General features: G+C 37.7%; 14 protein-coding genes. 8 read left to right on the forward strand and 6 right to left on the reverse strand.

The window, feature by feature from the left end; genetic code table 11:
* Positions 1–22: 22 nt before the first annotated feature.
* Positions 23–427, reverse strand: coding sequence for an OsmC family protein (locus Q3Y49_RS10095; protein WP_303268030.1), 405 nt, complete (start codon positions 425–427; stop codon positions 23–25).
* Positions 428–572: 145 nt separating this feature from the next.
* Here Q3Y49_RS10095 and Q3Y49_RS10100 point away from each other — a divergent pair, with 145 nt between their 5' ends.
* Positions 573–2,561, forward strand: coding sequence for an alpha amylase C-terminal domain-containing protein (locus Q3Y49_RS10100; protein WP_303268031.1), 1,989 nt, complete (start codon positions 573–575; stop codon positions 2,559–2,561).
* 315 nt (positions 2,562–2,876) lie between these two features.
* The gene (locus Q3Y49_RS10105) at positions 2,877–3,509 is read left to right on the forward strand and encodes a FecR domain-containing protein (RefSeq protein ID WP_303268032.1); all 633 of its coding nucleotides are present in this window, start codon (positions 2,877–2,879) and stop codon (positions 3,507–3,509) included.
* Positions 3,510–3,577: 68 nt separating this feature from the next.
* Here Q3Y49_RS10105 and Q3Y49_RS10110 read toward each other — a convergent pair whose 3' ends face one another.
* Together Q3Y49_RS10110 and Q3Y49_RS10115 are read right to left on the reverse strand one after the other, a co-directional pair.
* Positions 3,578–4,612, reverse strand: coding sequence for an alpha/beta hydrolase family protein (locus Q3Y49_RS10110; RefSeq protein WP_303268033.1), 1,035 nt, complete (start codon positions 4,610–4,612; stop codon positions 3,578–3,580).
* Positions 4,613–4,630: 18 nt separating this feature from the next.
* Positions 4,631–5,476: a TolB family protein gene (locus tag Q3Y49_RS10115; protein WP_303268034.1), complete on the reverse strand. Its 846-nt coding sequence runs from the start codon at positions 5,474–5,476 to the stop codon at positions 4,631–4,633.
* A 360-nt stretch (positions 5,477–5,836) separates the two neighbouring features.
* Between Q3Y49_RS10115 and Q3Y49_RS10120 the strand changes: the two genes are divergently transcribed.
* Positions 5,837–8,299, forward strand: a complete 2,463-nt coding sequence (locus tag Q3Y49_RS10120) for a DUF5916 domain-containing protein (protein WP_303268035.1) — start codon at positions 5,837–5,839, stop codon at positions 8,297–8,299.
* Positions 8,300–8,402: 103 nt separating this feature from the next.
* Here Q3Y49_RS10120 and Q3Y49_RS10125 read toward each other — a convergent pair whose 3' ends face one another.
* Both Q3Y49_RS10125 and Q3Y49_RS10130 read right to left on the reverse strand, forming a co-directional pair.
* Entirely contained in the window at positions 8,403–9,704 is a 1,302-nt protein-coding gene (locus Q3Y49_RS10125) for a sensor histidine kinase (protein ID WP_303268036.1), read from the reverse strand.
* 94 nt (positions 9,705–9,798) lie between these two features.
* Entirely contained in the window at positions 9,799–11,187 is a 1,389-nt protein-coding gene (locus Q3Y49_RS10130; protein WP_303268037.1) for a sigma-54-dependent transcriptional regulator, read from the reverse strand.
* Between the two features lie 723 nt (positions 11,188–11,910).
* Here Q3Y49_RS10130 and Q3Y49_RS10135 point away from each other — a divergent pair.
* The 3 genes from Q3Y49_RS10135 (at position 11,911) to Q3Y49_RS10145 (ending at position 14,190) form a co-directional block, all read left to right on the forward strand.
* Entirely contained in the window at positions 11,911–12,600 is a 690-nt protein-coding gene (locus Q3Y49_RS10135) for a DUF4386 domain-containing protein (RefSeq protein ID WP_303268038.1), read from the forward strand.
* A 523-nt stretch (positions 12,601–13,123) separates the two neighbouring features.
* Positions 13,124–13,675, forward strand: a complete 552-nt coding sequence (locus Q3Y49_RS10140) for a transposase (RefSeq protein ID WP_303268039.1) — start codon at positions 13,124–13,126, stop codon at positions 13,673–13,675.
* A gap of 152 nt (positions 13,676–13,827) precedes the next feature.
* Entirely contained in the window at positions 13,828–14,190 is a 363-nt protein-coding gene (locus tag Q3Y49_RS10145; RefSeq protein WP_303268040.1) for a hypothetical protein, read from the forward strand.
* Between the two features lie 60 nt (positions 14,191–14,250).
* Here Q3Y49_RS10145 and asd read toward each other — a convergent pair whose 3' ends face one another.
* Positions 14,251–15,135 carry an archaetidylserine decarboxylase gene (asd, locus tag Q3Y49_RS10150; protein WP_303268041.1) on the reverse strand — a complete coding sequence of 295 codons (885 nt, stop codon included), beginning with the start codon at positions 15,133–15,135 and terminating at the stop codon, positions 14,251–14,253.
* Positions 15,136–15,551: 416 nt separating this feature from the next.
* Between asd and Q3Y49_RS10155 the strand changes: the two genes are divergently transcribed.
* Positions 15,552–16,805: an efflux RND transporter periplasmic adaptor subunit gene (locus Q3Y49_RS10155; protein ID WP_303268042.1), complete on the forward strand. Its 1,254-nt coding sequence runs from the start codon at positions 15,552–15,554 to the stop codon at positions 16,803–16,805.
* Positions 16,806–17,344: 539 nt separating this feature from the next.
* The gene (locus Q3Y49_RS10160) at positions 17,345–18,043 is read left to right on the forward strand and encodes an ABC transporter ATP-binding protein (protein WP_303268043.1); all 699 of its coding nucleotides are present in this window, start codon (positions 17,345–17,347) and stop codon (positions 18,041–18,043) included.
* Positions 18,044–18,063 lie beyond the last annotated feature (20 nt).

The following is an 18,063-nucleotide window of genomic DNA, read 5'->3' on the forward strand; positions in this document are numbered from 1 at the left end:
CGGTTTACATTAGGAGCTTTAATTATACTTCCTTAATTACCACTTCGTAAGTAGCTTTTACATTCAGCGTCCCCGAAACCGAGCAATATTTACCGGCTGCCAATTCTACTAATTTCATAAATTCATCTTCGTTCAGATTATCTGAGGTTGCTGTAAATATCATATGGATACTTTCATAAGCTCGTGGATGTTCATCTCTTCTTTCCCCAGTAGTCTCCACTTGAAGGTCCATCAGGTTTTTCCTTCTTTTCTTAATCATTTCCACCAGATCAACTGATGCACATGAAGCCAAAGCGGCTAAAAGACTTTCCATTGGAGAAAAATAATCTTTGCTTTTAGCATCATACATATCAATATTCAAGATATTGCCCGATTCATTTTTACTTTCATATTCTTTGGGCGCTAACATATTGGTGATTACTCGCATGTCTTCGTTCTTATGAATGTTATTTTAATTGAGTGCGCAAATCTACAATCTTATGGGTAAATTAGTAGGGAAATAACTTAATATTTCAAACACTGTAAGATTCGCTAATCTTTTCCTATTTTTAGAAAAGTCTAAATCATTTAAGATGTTACAAATTATTCAAGATGACCCGTGGTTGGCTCCTTATGAGCATGATATTCACACTCGCTATGATTATTATAAATCTGAATTGGATAGGATTAGTGATGAGTATGGAAGCTTATTGAAATTTGCTAATCGACATCAAGAGCTAGGCTTTCAAATAACTAAAATGGGTTTCTCCTATAAAGAGTGGGCTCCGCAAGCTCAAGCCATGGCTTTGGTGGGAGGCTTTAATAATTGGGATGAAAATGCTCATCCTATGAAAAAGGATGAGAATGGTATTTGGCATGTGGAAATATCTGATGATGAAGGATTAGAGAATCTAGCCCAAGTAAAAGTAAGGGTGACAGCCGCCAATGGTAAGCATGACAGAATACCGGCCTACATTAAGTATGCAATCCAGAATACAGAAAATTATGACTTCACAGGCAGGATTTGGTCGCCTAAGAAGGAGTTTAAATGGACAGATTCTCAATTTGATTTAAGTGCAATTAAAAATCCTGTGATATATGAAGCACATCCGGGTATGGCGCAAGAAAAAGAAGGAGTTGGCACCTTTAAAGAGTTTGAAGAGAATATTTTACCTAGAATAAAATCATTAGGATATAATTGCATCCAATTGATGGCTGTAGCTGAGCATCCTTATTACGGTTCATTTGGATATCATGTAGCTAATTTTTATGCACCTTCTTCTCGTTTCGGCACTCCCGATGATCTAAAATCCTTGGTGAATACAGCTCATAAAATGGGGATCGCGGTAATAATGGATGTGGTGCACTCTCATTCAGTAAAGAATTTCTCAGAAGGCTTAAATGACTTCGATGGAAGTGGAAGCCAGTACTTCCATCATGGTGGTAGGGGTTACCACACAGGATGGGATTCCAAATTATTTAATTATGGAAAAGAAGAAGTTTCCCGTTTTCTACTTTCAAATTTAAAATACTGGTTGGAAGATTTTCATTTTGATGGTTTCCGTTTTGATGGCGTAACTTCTATGCTATATCATCACCATGGAGAAGGGGTGAGTTTCGATCATTATGATAAATATTTTAAAGACGGAGTGGATTGGGATGCAGTCCGCTATTTACAATTAGCGAATACTTTAATCCATGAAATTAAACCTCATGCTTTTTCCATAGCAGAGGATATGAGTGGGATGCCGGGAATGTGCCAGCCCATAGAAGCTGGGGGACTAGGCTTTGATTATCGTTTAGGTATGGGAATTCCAGATAATTGGATCAAATGGCTCAAGCACAAGCAAGATGAAGAATGGAGCATGCAGGAGATTTGGAATGTGTTGAGCAATCGAAGATACGGAGAAAAGACCGTGGCATATGCCGAGTCGCATGATCAAGCCATGGTAGGAGATAAAACCTTAGCTTTTTGGCTGATGGATAAAGAAATGTATTGGCACATGGCCAAAGGGGATGATAATTTGATTATTGACCGTGGGATTTCTTTACATAAAATGATTCGTTTGGTGACAGCGGCAGCGGGCGGGGAAGCTTATCTGAATTTTATAGGCAATGAATTCGGACATCCTGAATGGATGGATTTCCCAAGAGAAGGTAACAACTGGAGCTACAAATACGCAAGAAGACAATGGTCTTTGGTTGATAATCAAGAACTGAAATATCATTTCCTCAACGATTTTGAGAAAGCAATGCTAGCGCTTTTAAAGAATGAAAATGTGTTAGAAGCATCTCCTGCAAATCTTCTGAATATTGATGAAACCAATAAGGTTTTGATTTTTGAACGGTCAAATTTGATATTCGTCTTTAATTTTCATCCTAATAATTCGGTCCCTGACTATGAGTTTTGGGTGCCCAGTGCGGGTATGTACCAATACCTTTTGAATAGTGATGATGCAAGGTTTGGAGGCCATAAACGAATAGATGAATCCACTGTTCATGAAAGCTTTAAAAAAGAAGGAGGGGATTTTATCAAGATTTATTGTGTGAACAGAACGGCTTTGGTTATAAAAAGGAAGTAGAGGCTGTGCCCCTCTTGCCCAAATGCTCCGGAGGAGCCAGTAGTTTCCACCAGCGGGATGCTGGCGGGAGTCAGTTCCTGTAGAGCAAATTATCAATTTTAGTCCGGAAAGGACGAAATATCTGAACGTGGGATGAAGCCCTACGCTAAAAGTCTACAATTCAACGAAGCCCTGACGGGGCGAAACATTTCTCCCTTTTTGCATTATTTTTTCTATCACCCTGATTAATAAGTAATTACGAGATAATTTTCGGTATTTGTAAAAGTATAAGGCTTATGTTATAAATTTGTCATTATGATTTAAAAAACAATGACAATGAATTTCAAATACACTTTTTACATATTTTTATTCGCAGTCCTTTTTTCTGCATGTTCTAAAAAGAAAATCACCACTAATGAAAATTCTGAAGCGGTGGAATTGCCTGACGGTAGTATCGTTTTTCTAAGTCAATATTCGGAGCTTGAATACTTAGAAGCATTTAATCAACGTAGAGTGGCCATTTCAGGTGAATGCTACTTCTCAATAGAGTCTTCTAATAAGTCATTTATAGTTGAAGGTCATTTGGGCGAAGTGGAGGTATTAGGAACTGAGTTTAGCATGAAATCCAACACGGAGCAACTAGAGGTTCAAGTTGCGGAAGGTACCGTAGCATTTAAAGTGGAAGGTCAATCAGAAAATATTTCCTCGGGAAGAATGGCATCTTTTGAAAATGGAGATGATTCAATTGAAACTGGCAAAGCGTCTATTAATTTCAACAGATGGATGGCAAAATTAAGAATTGAATTGAAGCGATTGGATAAGGATTTAGATAATGAGGTGATGCGCTTAGAAGATAAACTGTTGGAAAAAGCCAAGGAAATTGAAAAAGAAGCTGGGAAAGTCGAACGGAAATTGAATGAAGCAGGAAAGCAAATTGAGAAAAGCATAAAGGATATAACAAATGACTAAAGTGGGAAATATTAGTAAAATAGAGGCATCAGCTTAGCAACTGATGCCTCTATTTTTTAGAAGCTATTCTACTTCAAATACTCATCCAAAAATACCTTAATCTTTCCATAGCCTTCAATCTCATTTTCCTTTTTACGGAAACCATGGCCTTCATCAGGGAAGAGCACATATTCTACCGGCACGCCATTATCTTTCACATTTTGCACCATTTCATCGGATTCAACTTGTAATACTCTTGGGTCATTACTTCCTTGTAGTACCATCACTGGCTTAGTGATTTTATCTGCATGAAATAATGGAGATATTCTATAAAGCCTTACCGAATCTTCAGTATTTGGATTGCCTAATTCTTCATATAAAGCAGTTTTTTGAGCTTCCCACCAGCTTGGGATGGAACGTAATGTCCTTATCCAATTGGTAACCCCAAATATATTCACTCCTACATCAAAAGCATCCGGCTGGAAAGCTAAAGCTGCCATCACCATATATCCACCATAAGAGCCTCCAATTATACCTACTCGAGAAGTATCGGCCCAGTCTAATGTGGCCAAATAGTCTTTAGCATAAACGCAATCCATTAAGTCATCTTCTCCATGCTTTTGATCATCTAATCGGTTAAAGGTTTTGCCATAGCCGCTGCTGCCTCTATTATTAACACCTATTATGGCATATCCATGATTAACCAAATACTGAATTAAAGGAAAATAATTGAGGCGAGTTTGACCACCAGGGCCCCCATGGACCCAAACCAATACCGGTACTTTATTATCTGCCGAAGCCTGATGCGGTTTGTATAGAATGGAAGGGATTTCTAAATCATCAAAGGAAGGATAGCGAACGACCTCTCCCTCGACTAAATCCTCTCGATCCATCTCAGGATTTAAAGATTCTGTGAGTTTATTGAGTTCTTTACTCTCAAAATCATAGACATAAATATTAGTAGGAGATTTAGAGCTTCCTACTGATAATCGCATTTTGTTTTCGCTCTTTGAGATGCCTACTCCATTGATATTGCCACCCTTTATTTCTGGCAATTCCACTTCTGCACTTTCCTCGGTATTGGTAATTTTCACAGTGGTTTTGGCATCTTCATTAATTCCCATTACACGGTAGGTACCCTCTCAAGAGAAGTTGGCATACCAAACATCCCATTCTGTTTCAACTACCTTTTCAGATTCACCGCTAGCCAAATCAAATTTACTCAGATAAGTGAATTCGCTTCCTTCATTGGTAGTGTACAAGAGGGATTTATTGTCTGCACTGAACTCCTGTGCTCCATAGCTTGCCGTTGGGTTTTCAGGCGATATTTTGGTCTGTTCGCCTGTTTCCACTTCCACTATGATCAATTCATTGATGGATGTGGTAATAGGTTTGTTGATGGCCACATATTTATGATCATCAGAAATGCCAGAAGGATTACCACCTGTATTATTTTCAAATATCATCTTACTGTCAAAGTTTTCAATATCCATTTCGTAGATATCAAAAAACTGCGGATCTCTTTTATTAGAAGTGTATTTAAAACTTTTTAAATCCTTATTCCATCCTATAAAAGATGCTTTCTCATTTTCAGCAGGCGTGAGGTCGGTCACATTCTCATCGGTATCCAATAAATAGATGTGACTAATTTCATTTCCTCCTTTATCTGCTGAAAATAGGATGCGATCATCATTTGGAAAATAGGATTCCGCAAACCAAGATTCATCTTCATTATTCGAAAGGGTGTCAATCCGAGAACCATCAGTATGTAGGGCGTAAAGATTATAAATGCCCGTTGCATTGCTTGATACTAATAGTTTTGACTCATCATGGGAAAAATACCCGCCTGAATAATTAATATTATTGTAAAACTCTTCAATTGTATAGTGCGTAAGCTTGTCCTCTTCCTTTTCTGTTACTTTCTGAGAACTGCAAGCGAGTAAAAAAATGCAGAGCAAGAAGGTACTGGAAATCGATAATGTTTTCATAGTCAGTAGGTTTAGTGTGTCTCAATTTATAAAATTTATCCTAATGTGAATATGCTTTCTTGCAAAAGATTAATTTAGCGAGTTTTGGTTGTCCACCTTCGGTCATCTTTGTTCATAATCGAACATTAAAACCTTCCTATAAGTACGTATAAGGCCGTTTAAATCGATTTTTTAGAATGGTTTAATTATTGGTGAGAGTAAATACAATGAAATAATTGCAACTATTTGAAGTTATTAAACATCATTAACCATATCTACTTGCTCATTATAGAGAGAAATGAACATTTATGAACTTCTTTTTATGCTGGAAAATGTAGGATTGCAATTGTTTCGGATTAACTAATTAATTGAATAATCAGCATGTTAAGGTGTTACTTTTTTACTTTATTCTTTCTCTTCGGTTTTTTCAGCTTGTCACAGGAGGCAGACAGTATTTTCCGCAAAAATATCAATATCCCCAGAATTGCTGAAGCCCCCAAAATTGATGGGATTTTGGATGATTTAGCTTGGGAAAATGCTCCCATTGCAAAAGATTTTGTTGAAAGAAATCCTACAAATGGACAAGCAATACCTGATAGTTTATCTACTGAGGTGAAAATTATCTACGATGATTTGGGGATTTATTTTGGGGCTAAAATGAAGGATTCTGAGCCGCATAAAATAGCTACAGAATTAACCGAGAGAGATGATATAGGGGCGGATGATTTCTTTTTTATTCTACTTAATGGATATAATGACCGGCAGCAAAGCATGCAGTTTATCATTACAGCTGCAGGTGTACAATATGATGCTAAAATGACCAATGGTCGTGAAGATAATTCATGGGATGCAGTTTGGTATAGTGATGTTAAGATTACAGATGATGGATGGGTAGCGGAAGTCTTTATTCCTTATTTTATTTTAAGATTCCCGAAAAAGGCAGTACAGGAGTGGGGTCTAAATATGGAAAGGGAGGTTTTTAGAACGAGGACTCGCTATAGTTGGAATCATGTGGATAATCAAAAAGGAGCTTTTTCACTCTACGATGGAGAAATACATGGAATTGAAGATATCAAAACTCCGACACGATTATCTTTTCAACCTTATATATCAGCTTATTCTAATAATTATGATGGCAATACTGACTTCAGTTTCAATGGGGGCTTAGATTTGAAATACGGTATTTCAGATGCTTTTACTCTGGATATGGTTTTAATCCCTGATTTTGGTCAGGCCCGGTTTGACAATAATGTATTGAACTTATCTGCATTTGAAGTTCAGTTTGCCGAACAAAGAGCCTTTTTCAATGAAGGCACGGAATTATTCTCTAAAGGGGATATGTTTTATTCTAGACGTATTGGGGGGGCACCTGCTCGTAGGCCACGTCCAAAGGAAAGAGAAGAAGTAATATACCGACCTAATACTGTGGAATTAATCAATGCAACAAAAGTATCAGGAAGAACCGAAAATGGTCTTGGTATTGGCTTCTTTAATGCGGTAACAAATGAGGCCTTTGCAGAAATAAGAAATGAAGAGACAGGTGAAATTAGAAATGAGATAGTTGAGCCCTACACCAATTACAACGTAACCGTTTTAGATCAGCGATTTGGAGATAATAGCTCCGTGTCTTTCGTCAATACTAATGTAAATAGGGTTGGCGATTTTAGAGATGCTAATGCAACCGGACTTTACCTGAGTCACACCAACAAGGCGAATACCTGGAATTACAATGTTAGTACTGAGGGAAGCTGGGTGTTTGTAGAAGATGAGAATACATTTGGTACCGAGATTCAAGGAGGGATAAGCAAAATAAGCGGGGAACATAGAGTTCAAGCTGAGTTTGACTTGAGAACTTTAGATTACAATATCAATGATCTAGGATTTTCTACTAATACCAATTATGTACGTTATAGGGGATATTATGGCTACAGATATCTCCAGCCCAGAGGAAACTTAAATAATATGTTTCTGAATTTTAACCTCAACCATTTCAGAAGGCTAGATCCTGATTTATTTAGCAATTTCACCTTTAATTTTAATTCTAGTTTTACCACTAAAGAGTTTTTTGGTTTTGGAGGAGGTATTGAAACAACGCCTTTCGGAACGAATGATATTTATGAACCAAGAATAAATGGAAGGCATGTAAAATTTCCTGGTTACCAAGATCAATGGATTTGGATGAATACCGATTTTAGAAAGAAATTGGCATTTGAAGGATTCATTGACTGGTATAAGTATTTTGAGGAGGGTAGAAGTAGTGTTTTTCTTAGCTTAAATCCGCGCTATAGGTTTTCTAATAAGTTCAATTTAAACTATGGCCTGTTTTATAATCCTTCTTACAAAGAACAGGGATTTGTTGATATGGACGGTGATGATATCATATTCGGGCAACGAGACAGGATCACTGTAGAAAATTCCATTGGAGGAAATTACATTTTTAATAATAAGATTTCCTTAAACCTTATTTTCCGACACTATTACTCTGGTGCTTTATACAGCAAGCTTTACAGTTTGGAGCAAAACGGAGAGTTGACGGAAGAGCCTGATAGAGAAAATATCTATGATGTGTCTTTCAATACCTGGAATCTGGATGTGAAGTTTGCATGGTGGTTTGCCCCGGGTAGTCAGATTACCATTCTCTATCGAAATGCTTTGGACAGTTATTTGCAAGAAAGCGGGCAAAGTATAAATGAAAATCTTGATTACCTTTTTAGTCAGCCGCAACTGAATAGTTTATCGGTAAGACTAAGCTATTTCTTGGACTATAACCGAATTAGAAATGCGTTTGCAAATATAAACACTTCAAATCGAAAGAAGCCTGAGAAGATGAGTGTTGGTTCTTGATATGGAATAGTGCTACTATTTGTTTAAGTATTAGGATATATTCACTTTAGATTACCATTAACTTTATTCTGTTATATATATATGCTGCTTTTTTACAATTCAATCACTTTAGGTCTCCAGATGCCTTCGGAAACTGCATACTAAAACTAGTCAACTCTCCTGGTTTTGAAACCACATTCAGTTTCCCATTATGCAATTGCATGATTTGTCGGGAAAGACTCAAACCGATCCCGGAGCCATCTTTCTTCGTGGTAAAAAATGGAATAAATATGCGTTCAATCGCTTCCGGAACAATGCCTTGTCCGTTGTCTTCTACATTAATATAAGTGTTCTTTTGTGCCACAATCAGCTTTATAGTAATCTTTGGATTTTGATGAGTATAAAGTGACTCGCGCGCATTTTTAATAAGGTTAATCAGGATGAGCTGAATCTGCTCTTCATCAGCCCAAATTTCTACTTCATTCTCTGGTAATTGTAGGTCGATTTTAATGTTAGCCTTATTCAGTTCTTCGGAAAGTAATCGCGATACATATTGAATCAGCTGTTTGCTATTTACTTTTTCAAATTTTGGACTTGGAATACTCGTGTAGTCGCGATATGCATTGATGAAATTGATTAAACCTCTGCTACGGTTTTCAATGGTTTTCAAGCCCAATTTCAAATCTTCTTGTGACTCTTCAGGAATTAGATAGCCCTCCTTCATTTTAATGCCATCTTCACGAAGTATGTCAGTCAAGGAGCCCACCAAAGTAGCAATAGGCGTGATGGAGTTCATGATTTCATGGCGCAATACTTTCGTAAGATTTTGCCAGGCATCTAATTCATTTTGCTGTAATTCGGTGTAAATGTTTTGGATCGATACAATTTTCCAATCCTTTTCCCCCATCCGGAGAAGGCTGCAATTAATGGATAATTTTATTTCACTGTTGACATCGATTAATTCATTTTTGCCGGGTTTTAATTCGATCAATCGTTGATGAATCTCCGGTCGAGATTTCTTGATGTCGTTTAAATGTTTGATTTGAGGGGTTAAAAGCAGTTTTTTGGTCATGGTATTGATAATACCGATCTCACCCTTGTTGTCAAATTGGATAATTCCCGTTTGGATATTCTGAAGGACTGCTGAAATGATTAAGAGGTTTTGTTCTTTTTCAGCACGTGTTTGCTTAAAAGCATCGGCCACTTCGTTAAAGGCCAAGTTAATTTCCTTATAGGATTTCCCCATTGAATTATCTGCTCCAAAACTAGAGGTAAAGTCTGAATAGCGGACAGATTCAAGGAATCGGACCAATTTGTAATTTGTCGCATTGAGAAAACGCAGCAAACCAAAGAATTGAATAACAAGCAATCCGAGTAAAATGGTTGGCGCCAAATAATTCTGGGATTCAAATAACAGATAAGCCATTAAGCCCATATTGAGAAAAATGAATATCAATCGGAGAATTATTCGAAGACTAAAATGCTTAAGTATCACTTTTTAAGATGTTTAGAGGAGTGCATCATAGGTCATATTTTTCTAGTCTTCTATAAAGAGAAGATCGGGTGAGTCCAAGTTCCTTTGCCGCCTCGGTGATATTTCCGAAATTCTTATCAAGCGCTTTTCTGATGAGTAGCTTTTCTACTTCTTCTATGTTTAAGTGATTCAAATCAAATTTTGAGTTTTTCTTATCTTCCTTATGGCTGGCATTAAAAAAGAAGTCCTCCGGTTGCAAGATGCTGCTGGCACTCATGATCACAGCGCGTTCTATACTGTGCTGCAGCTCTCGGATATTACCCGGCCAGTCATATTTCATTAATCGGCTCAGCGCTGCTTCGCTGGCTTTGTGTACTTCCTTATTGTATTTTTTGGCATAAGTTTTAATATAATGCTCTACCAATAATGGCAAATCTGCAATGCGATCTCTCAAAGCCGGCAACTGAATTTCTATCGTATTGATTCTGTACAACAGATCCTGTCGGAATTGGCCTGTTTGGATCATTTCTTGAATTGGCATATTAGTCGCACTGATTAATCGGATATCAATATCAATAGGATTATTGCTGCCCACACGCGTTACATTTCTATTTTGAAGAGCTGTTAGGAGTTTGGCTTGTTGAGGAGCACTAATATTTCCGATTTCATCTAAGAATAGTGTTCCGCCCTGCGCCATTTCGAATCTTCCCGGGCGGTCCTCTTTGGCATCCGTAAAAGCTCCTTTTTTATGACCAAATAATTCGCTTTCAAATAAGGATTCCGTTACGGCTCCTAAATCAACGGTAACAAATGCCTCTTCATCCCGATAGGAGTTTCTATGGATCGATCTGGCAATTAATTCTTTACCCGTTCCGTTTTCACCTGTTATTAGGATATTAGCATCCGTTCTAGCGACCCTTTTAATGGTATCAAAAACCTGTTGCATAGGCTCGCTATTACCGATTATATCTTTAAACTGCTTATCCAGATCAGCATAAAGCTGTTTGTGTTGAGATTTAAGGGAACTGTTTTCATTACTGACTTTCTTGAGCTTCATAGCCGAATGAAGTGTAGCCAATAGTTTGTCATTATCCCAGGGCTTCAATACAAAATCAGTAGCGCCTTGCTTAATGGCTTTCACGGCAGTATTTACATCACCATAAGCCGTTATCAAAACGACAATAGCACTAGGATCGATTTCCAGTATTTTATCCAGCCAAAAGTAACCTTCCTGGCCTGTGCTGACATCAATCGTGAAATTCATGTCGAGCAGTATAAGATCGTAATTGTCAGACTGAAGCAGATGAGGGATTTTTTCCGGATTGCACTCCGTATCCACTCTAGAGAAATGCCGCTTTAGGAAAATTTTTGCAGCATTTAAAAGGTCTTGATTATCGTCAATAATAAGTAGCTTACCCGCTTTTTGCTCATTCATTATGTAAAAGTATTATTCGGTTGCGATAATAAAGCCAAATAGTCAAAAGCTATACCGTTTTGATAAATATAATTAAAATATAGCTGATAAATGTTGAGAAAGTCTATTTAAGTCATAATGAGGCAATTTTACGGGAAGCTAACACATTCCTATATTTCACTACCGCGTCCGATATCGGACGTTTACGGTCAGTAGTGGACGGCTTCTTGTTTTGCGCAGACTTGTACAAAACTGCTGGTACGAGCTGTGAAGCTCGCACCAGCAGTGAGCTAGGCAGCTCGCAATAGCAGTGATGCAGAAAGGGCTAAAATCCTGACAGGAAGCTCCCATAGTCACTTAGGAAAGCAAAATAGTGGCTTAGGGAGGAGGTGAAACGGTCTAGGGAGGAGGTGAAATGGTTTAGGAAGGGGGTAAAGTCATCTAGGAGAGGGGTGAAATTACTTAGGAAAACCAAATAGTCACTTTGGAAGGGGTGAAATGGCTTAGGAAGGGTCAATAATCATTTAGGGAAGCTGCAAAGTCTCTCAGGAGAATATAAAAATCTACTCAATTACTAGGTAAGAGGAAAAACAAGAATTATTCAAGTAGCTTTATAGCTGGATCATTTGAAATCAGATTAAAGGAGTATTAAATCAAAATAATTCCTTTAATTGATGTAACTTATTGTCATTTAGTGCATCTTAATAGTATTCAATTTCTATTCCCACCAATAACTAAACTGAGATGATTACAAACCATAATGAGTTAAAAAATACAGCACGACTGGCAGGTATTTGGTATTTGCTAATGGCTATTTCTGGTATTTTCGGATTTCTTATTTTCCATTCAGAGGTCTATACCTCAGATCCACAGCAGACCTTAAAGAACCTGACCGAAAGTGAATCAACAGCCAGGATTCGCTTATTGCTAGAATTTGCTATCATAATTTCTCAAGCACTTACTGCAATATGGTTTTATAAACTTTTTAGAAAAATTAATCAAACCGCTGCTTTAGCTACTATGGTTTGGGGTACCGTAAATTCAATGGTGATTATGTTAAGTGCAATTGCAATGGCGGTCGCTATGTCAGTAGCGGCTTCTGAACTCATAGTGGAAGATAAAATTTTATTGGTAGATTTATTAACAAAAATGAGTGCTAAGTCGTGGAGTATTGGTTCACTGTTTTTTGGGCTATGGCTGATCCCTTTGGGATTCATTATTACTAGCTCAAAAGGAATGCCTCTATGGTTAGGCAGAGTTTTAATACTCGGAGGAATCGGCTATTTGCTTAATGCCTTCTTTAGATATGGTGGTGTATCCGCTTCATGGGTAGAGTACCTCACTATTCCTGCTTCCGTAGCTGAATTCTGGATGATTGGATATCTATTGATTTTCGGCATTCGGCCAGAATCTGATTCTGCCACTGCGGAATAGGTTTATAGGGAAGTGTGGGAAAGACTAAAATCAGGATAGTCATTTTATTAAATTACACCGCAATCAGAACTTGATGAATATTTTAGAAAAGTAGTAAATTGATAATCAGTTTTCCATATTAATGCTAGACAAGGACTAACACCCCCACTTCCGAGGCACTCGGAAAAGCGGGAGGGAGGAAAGTTTAGCGGGCCAGCGTTGGCATTGCGCGAGGAAGCTTTAAACTTTCTTGATTTTTTCTATCTTTTTTATCAAGAAAAAAGATTAAAGAAGAAACTGGAAAATTCAGAAAAATAGTAATAAAAATTCAAAAAGGCTCCAACAACACCCAAAAAACCCTCAAAACCACTCAGGAAACCCCAATAGTCACTCAGGGAGAATCTGAATTTCAAAAAGAATTATAAAATCAGCCGCGGCCTCTTTTGTCACAAGAATGCCAAATCCTAACCACCTTCCCTTTCGTTCCCGCCATGCTCTGCATGGTGGCAGCATAAGCTAGAATTTTTTTATAGTTTTATTTTCTATGAGTAGAAATTATAAATTCCACAATCCAATAGGCTGGTATTTTGTAAGCTTTGCAACTGTGTTCTGGTTAAGAGTATTTACAAGGAGGTTATATAAAGACTGTATAGTCAAGCATTTAAAGTTTTGTATTGAGGAAAAAGGGATGGTTTTAGGTGCTTGGATAATCATGAGTAATCATGTTCATCTCATATTTCGGGCAAAAGAAAAGAATCCACAAAGATTGCTTCAAAGTTTTAAAAGTTCCACAGCTAAGGAATTGATTGAGTTAATTAAAACCAATCCACAAGAGAGTAAGCGAGAAAGATATCTTTGGTTTATGCAGTTGGCTGCAAAAAGAAATAAAACGACCAAAAATGATATTCAGTTTTGGCAGCAACATAACCAGCCAATAGAATTATGGAGAAATGATGCTATTCAAAGGAATTTAGATTACATACATCATAATCCAGTAGTCAGTGGTGAGGTTGCAGAACCACATCATTATCTTTATTCTTCTGCAAATAATTATGCTGGTGGAAAGGGCATGTTAGATGTTCATTTGATGTTGTAGGTAGGCAATCAGGACCACCATGCAGAGCATGGCGGGAACACGGTCTGTAAATTTCACAATCCTGCAGATTGGTATTTTGTAAGTGTACCTTCAGTTTTCGAAATGAATTGTTAGAGGTGCATCTGATCACTAATAAGACTACAAGGCACAGCATGACTGGAAAATCGAAACAATTCAATATTAATTTGTATCTTAATCAATCAGGAAATGAAAAGATTATGATTGTTCAAGGATCACAACTACCTCAATTTAGTGAATTGACCGAGGCTTTAAAGACTCAATTTTCAGGCTACTCAGTTTATACTTTAGGGTCTAAATCACAAAAAAGTATAATCGTTCAAAAGTCTTCTTTAATCGGTGCTCAAATAACCGTTCGAGATCAGGGAATCAATGTGGATGCATGTTGCCCTAACTTATTTGTATCGGCAATAATAGGCTTTATAAGTGCTATTTTTACTCCTTATCCTAAGTTTGAAATGAAAATCGCTAATTTTTTGAAAGCGAGATATAGCTGAACGCTTGCTTTGCATTGAGTTAGCATAAACGCATACATTACTTTAACAGAACAGTTATTTTCAAATTGGGCTCCCTATTTTTTCTCCCATTTTCACGTAGGTTTCTAACTTATTTTTAGTGTTCTCAATTAAATCCTTGTCCAATTCAAATGACTTAGAATTGAATAACAAAACAACAGTGGAACCTCCAAAGGCAAAGTAGCCCATTTCTTCTCCTTTTTTGACCGATGTATCAGCTTCAAATGTTGAATTCAAACTACCGACCATAGTTGCTCCAACTGGAATGATCAAAATTTCGCCTCGGTCCGTTGTTTTTAATTTGCAGATCTCTTTTTTATTTTCATTAAAAACTTCTGTGAATTTTTCTTTTACGCTAATAGGCGATACCGAATAATAAACGCCCTTTATTTCTTCAGCTTGTGTTGGAACTCCATCATATGGGAAATGATAGCGATGGTAGTCGTTGGGAGCTAGCCTCAAGATGACCATTGATGAATTCGCGTGTTCTTCAGCTAAGGTGTCATTTCGTAAAAATTCTTTTAAAGTGAATTTTTTGCCCTTCACGAAAAAAGTGGATAGTTCAGAAATATTTTCAAATGCTAAAAGTCTACCATCTCCTGGCGAGACCAATCCTTCTTCTATCGGTCTAGCTCCTGGCTTTAACTTTCTGTAAAAGAAATCATTGAATGTTTCAAATTCGCCCATTTGTTTCTGTGCCTCTGACATATCGATCTTCAAAGACTTCACAAAGGGTTCAATTCTTTTTTTAGAACTGGGGTTGTCCATTCTTTTCCCGTACAATTCTGAAATAAATTTTTGCTTGGCTATCGGCAAAAATAATTTTTCTCCAATGAGATTATGATATAGGAAGTTCAATAATTTTTCTCCTGGAGGTCTTTCTATTTCTATACTGTTATCAGACCTATTGATGAATTTTATGTCCATTGAATCAAATTATGCTATTCGGATGTAATTTTTTTAGCTTGCGTAAAACAGGCTGATATCGTTATCAAAGTTAATAGTATGCGCTATGTATTTCTAGTAATCTAAAGGATTATTTATCGTTTTAAAAATAATGGTAGCCACAAGAGTGCGTATTTCCCTTCTATAATGTCCTTAAAGTGACCCCTTTCCGGCATGATCCGCGTGAGGCTTAGTTATTTTGCTCTCAATCTAATGATTTCAGTCTTGAATATTATCTAAGGTATTTCCGCAAAACCACCACGTCCGATTTCGGACGTTCGCGTGCTATTATGAACGCAGGTATATCCTGATTTTTGCCTTTAAATGCTATTCAAGCTACTTTTATGATACTTGGCACAGAGTTGGTAAATGTGAGTTTGCATTATTACAAAAATTAGATGGATAAGAAAATTGTACGAAAAAAGTGGACGACAAAAAGGTTACTAATGATTGGGGGAGGAGTGCTCGTGTTGAGCCTCATTGTGTACCAATTGCTTTTTGCTGATAACCGCTCCACGCTTAATGTAGATAAAGATAGACTGAGCATTGCCACTGTGCAAATGGGTGAGTTCAAGGATTTCATTCCGGTTACCGGTAATATTGAGCCGGGCCAAACTTTTTATCTCGATGCCATAGAAGGAGGGATTATTGCGGAAATTACTCGCGAGTCAGGAGCAGAAGTGGAAAAGGGCGATACCATTTTGACCTTAACCAATTCTAATCTTCAGTTGGAAGTCATGCAGCGTGAAACCCAGCTCTATGAGCAAATCAATAATTTAAGACAAACCCGCTTGCTATTAGATCAAAACGATTTAAGCCAACAAGCGCAATTAGCGGAAATCGATTATCAATTGAAGTTACTAAAGCCGCAGTATTCCAGATTTAATACCCTTTATGAAAGTAAGTTGATCTCGGAAAGGGAGTTTGAGCAGGTAAAGGAAGAATACGAATACAATCGAAGAAGAAGAGAATTAACTTATAAAAGCTATAAGAATGATTCCATAGCCAGAGTGTATCAATTACGCCAATTGGCTAATTCAGAATCAAGAATGCAACGCAGCCTAGATGCGGTTGGGAATATCCTTAATAATTTAACCCTCAAAGCCACCAGAAACGGTCAGCTCTCCACTCCGCAATTGGAAGTAGGACAGTCAGTAGTTTCAGGTCAGCGACTCGGCCAAATTGATGTGATGAATAATTATAAGGTACGAGTAGGCATAGACGAATTGTATTTACCTAGAGTAGATGTCGGACAGAAAGGAAGTTTTACTTTTTCAGGGGCTGAGTATCAACTTATTATTGATAAAATTTATCCTACCATTAGCAATGGAAGATTTGAAGTGGATATGGTTTTCGAAGGGGAGCATCCTTCTGGAATCAAGAGAGGGCAGACTATCAGAATTAAGTTGGAATTAGGCGCTACAGAGGAGACCTTGCTCCTTCCGGTAGGCGGCTTTTACAAAGATACAGGCGGTAATTGGGCTTATGTGATTAGTGAGGGAGATGCTTCTGTCGCTTATAAGAAACCAATTAGATTGGGCCGCAAAAATACGGATTACTATGAAGTGATGGAAGGCCTGGAGGCAGGAGATCGAGTGATTGTGTCGGGATATGATAATTATGGGGATAATGAGAAGCTGAGCTTGGAGTAGGATGATGGATGAAATAGCCCCTAGACCCTAAAGGGGGGACTGGTGGCTGCGAATGGAAAAGGAAGTTGGGTGATACCACATAGGTCAGTACCGAAGGTCGGACCGGATTTGGCTAGAAGATGGAAGTTGGAAGCACGAAGTTAGAAGCAGGATGATGGATGAGGGATGTGTTTTTCGCTTTAGCGAAAAAAATCTTTTGTTTTCCCTGCCTGCCGGCAGGCAGGTTTTGATTCTTTTCCCGATAAATGCGGGACAAGTCGTGGTTAAAAAGTAATGTTTGTGAATATGCACAGTCGTAGGAAACTTCTACCACAAAAGAGACAAGAGAACACAAAAGAAAATAACCAAAGGTTATTTTTTGGGCATGAAGTATAGGTATAGATGGAAGTGGGATGATGGGAGAAATGGGAAATGTAATTAGGAAATAGATTATATAAATAAATTAGAAACAACAGACATGCGAACTTGTGAACAGGCCAACTTGCCAACCTGCTAACTTGAAAACATGTCAACTTGATAACTTGTAAACTTGAAAGAATATGGATCATGTAATTAAAACGGTAGAGCTGAAAAAATTATACACCACAGAAGAAGTGGAAACTACGGCTTTGGATGGGATTAATATTGAAATTAAAAAAGGGGAATTTGTAGCCATTATGGGTCCTTCAGGATGCGGGAAGTCTACCTTGCTTAATATTTTAGGGCTACTGGATAATCCAAGCGAAGGAGCTTATCACTTTGTAGATCACGAAGTTTCTAAGTATTCAGAAAGACAAAGAGCGCAGTTGAGAAAGGGATCTATAGGATTCGTATTTCAGAGCTTCAATCTGATTGATGAGTTGACTGTTTTTGAGAATGTGGAACTGCCATTGTTGTACATGAAAGTTCCTGCTTCTGAGCGAAAAACCAAAGTCGAAGAGGTGCTGACCCGCATGAACATCATGCACAGAAGAAATCATTTCCCACAGCAACTTTCTGGAGGTCAGCAGCAAAGAGTGGCCATTTGCAGAGCCATAGTAGCCAAGCCCGATGTGATCTTGGCCGATGAGCCAACCGGTAATTTGGATTCAGCCAATGGTGAAGAAGTAATGAAGCTATTGGAGCAACTGAATAATGAAGGAACCACTATTGTGATGGTAACGCACTCACCTCATGATTCAAACTATGCCCACAGAGTGATCAATTTATTTGATGGCAAAGTGGTCACAGAGAATATCCGAGAGCAATTCCATGTATAAGAGAATTTGCATTATTAGCC

This window comes from Marivirga harenae (assembly GCF_030534335.1).
In the GTDB taxonomy this organism is placed as follows: Bacteria; Bacteroidota; Bacteroidia; order Cytophagales; family Cyclobacteriaceae; genus Marivirga; species Marivirga harenae.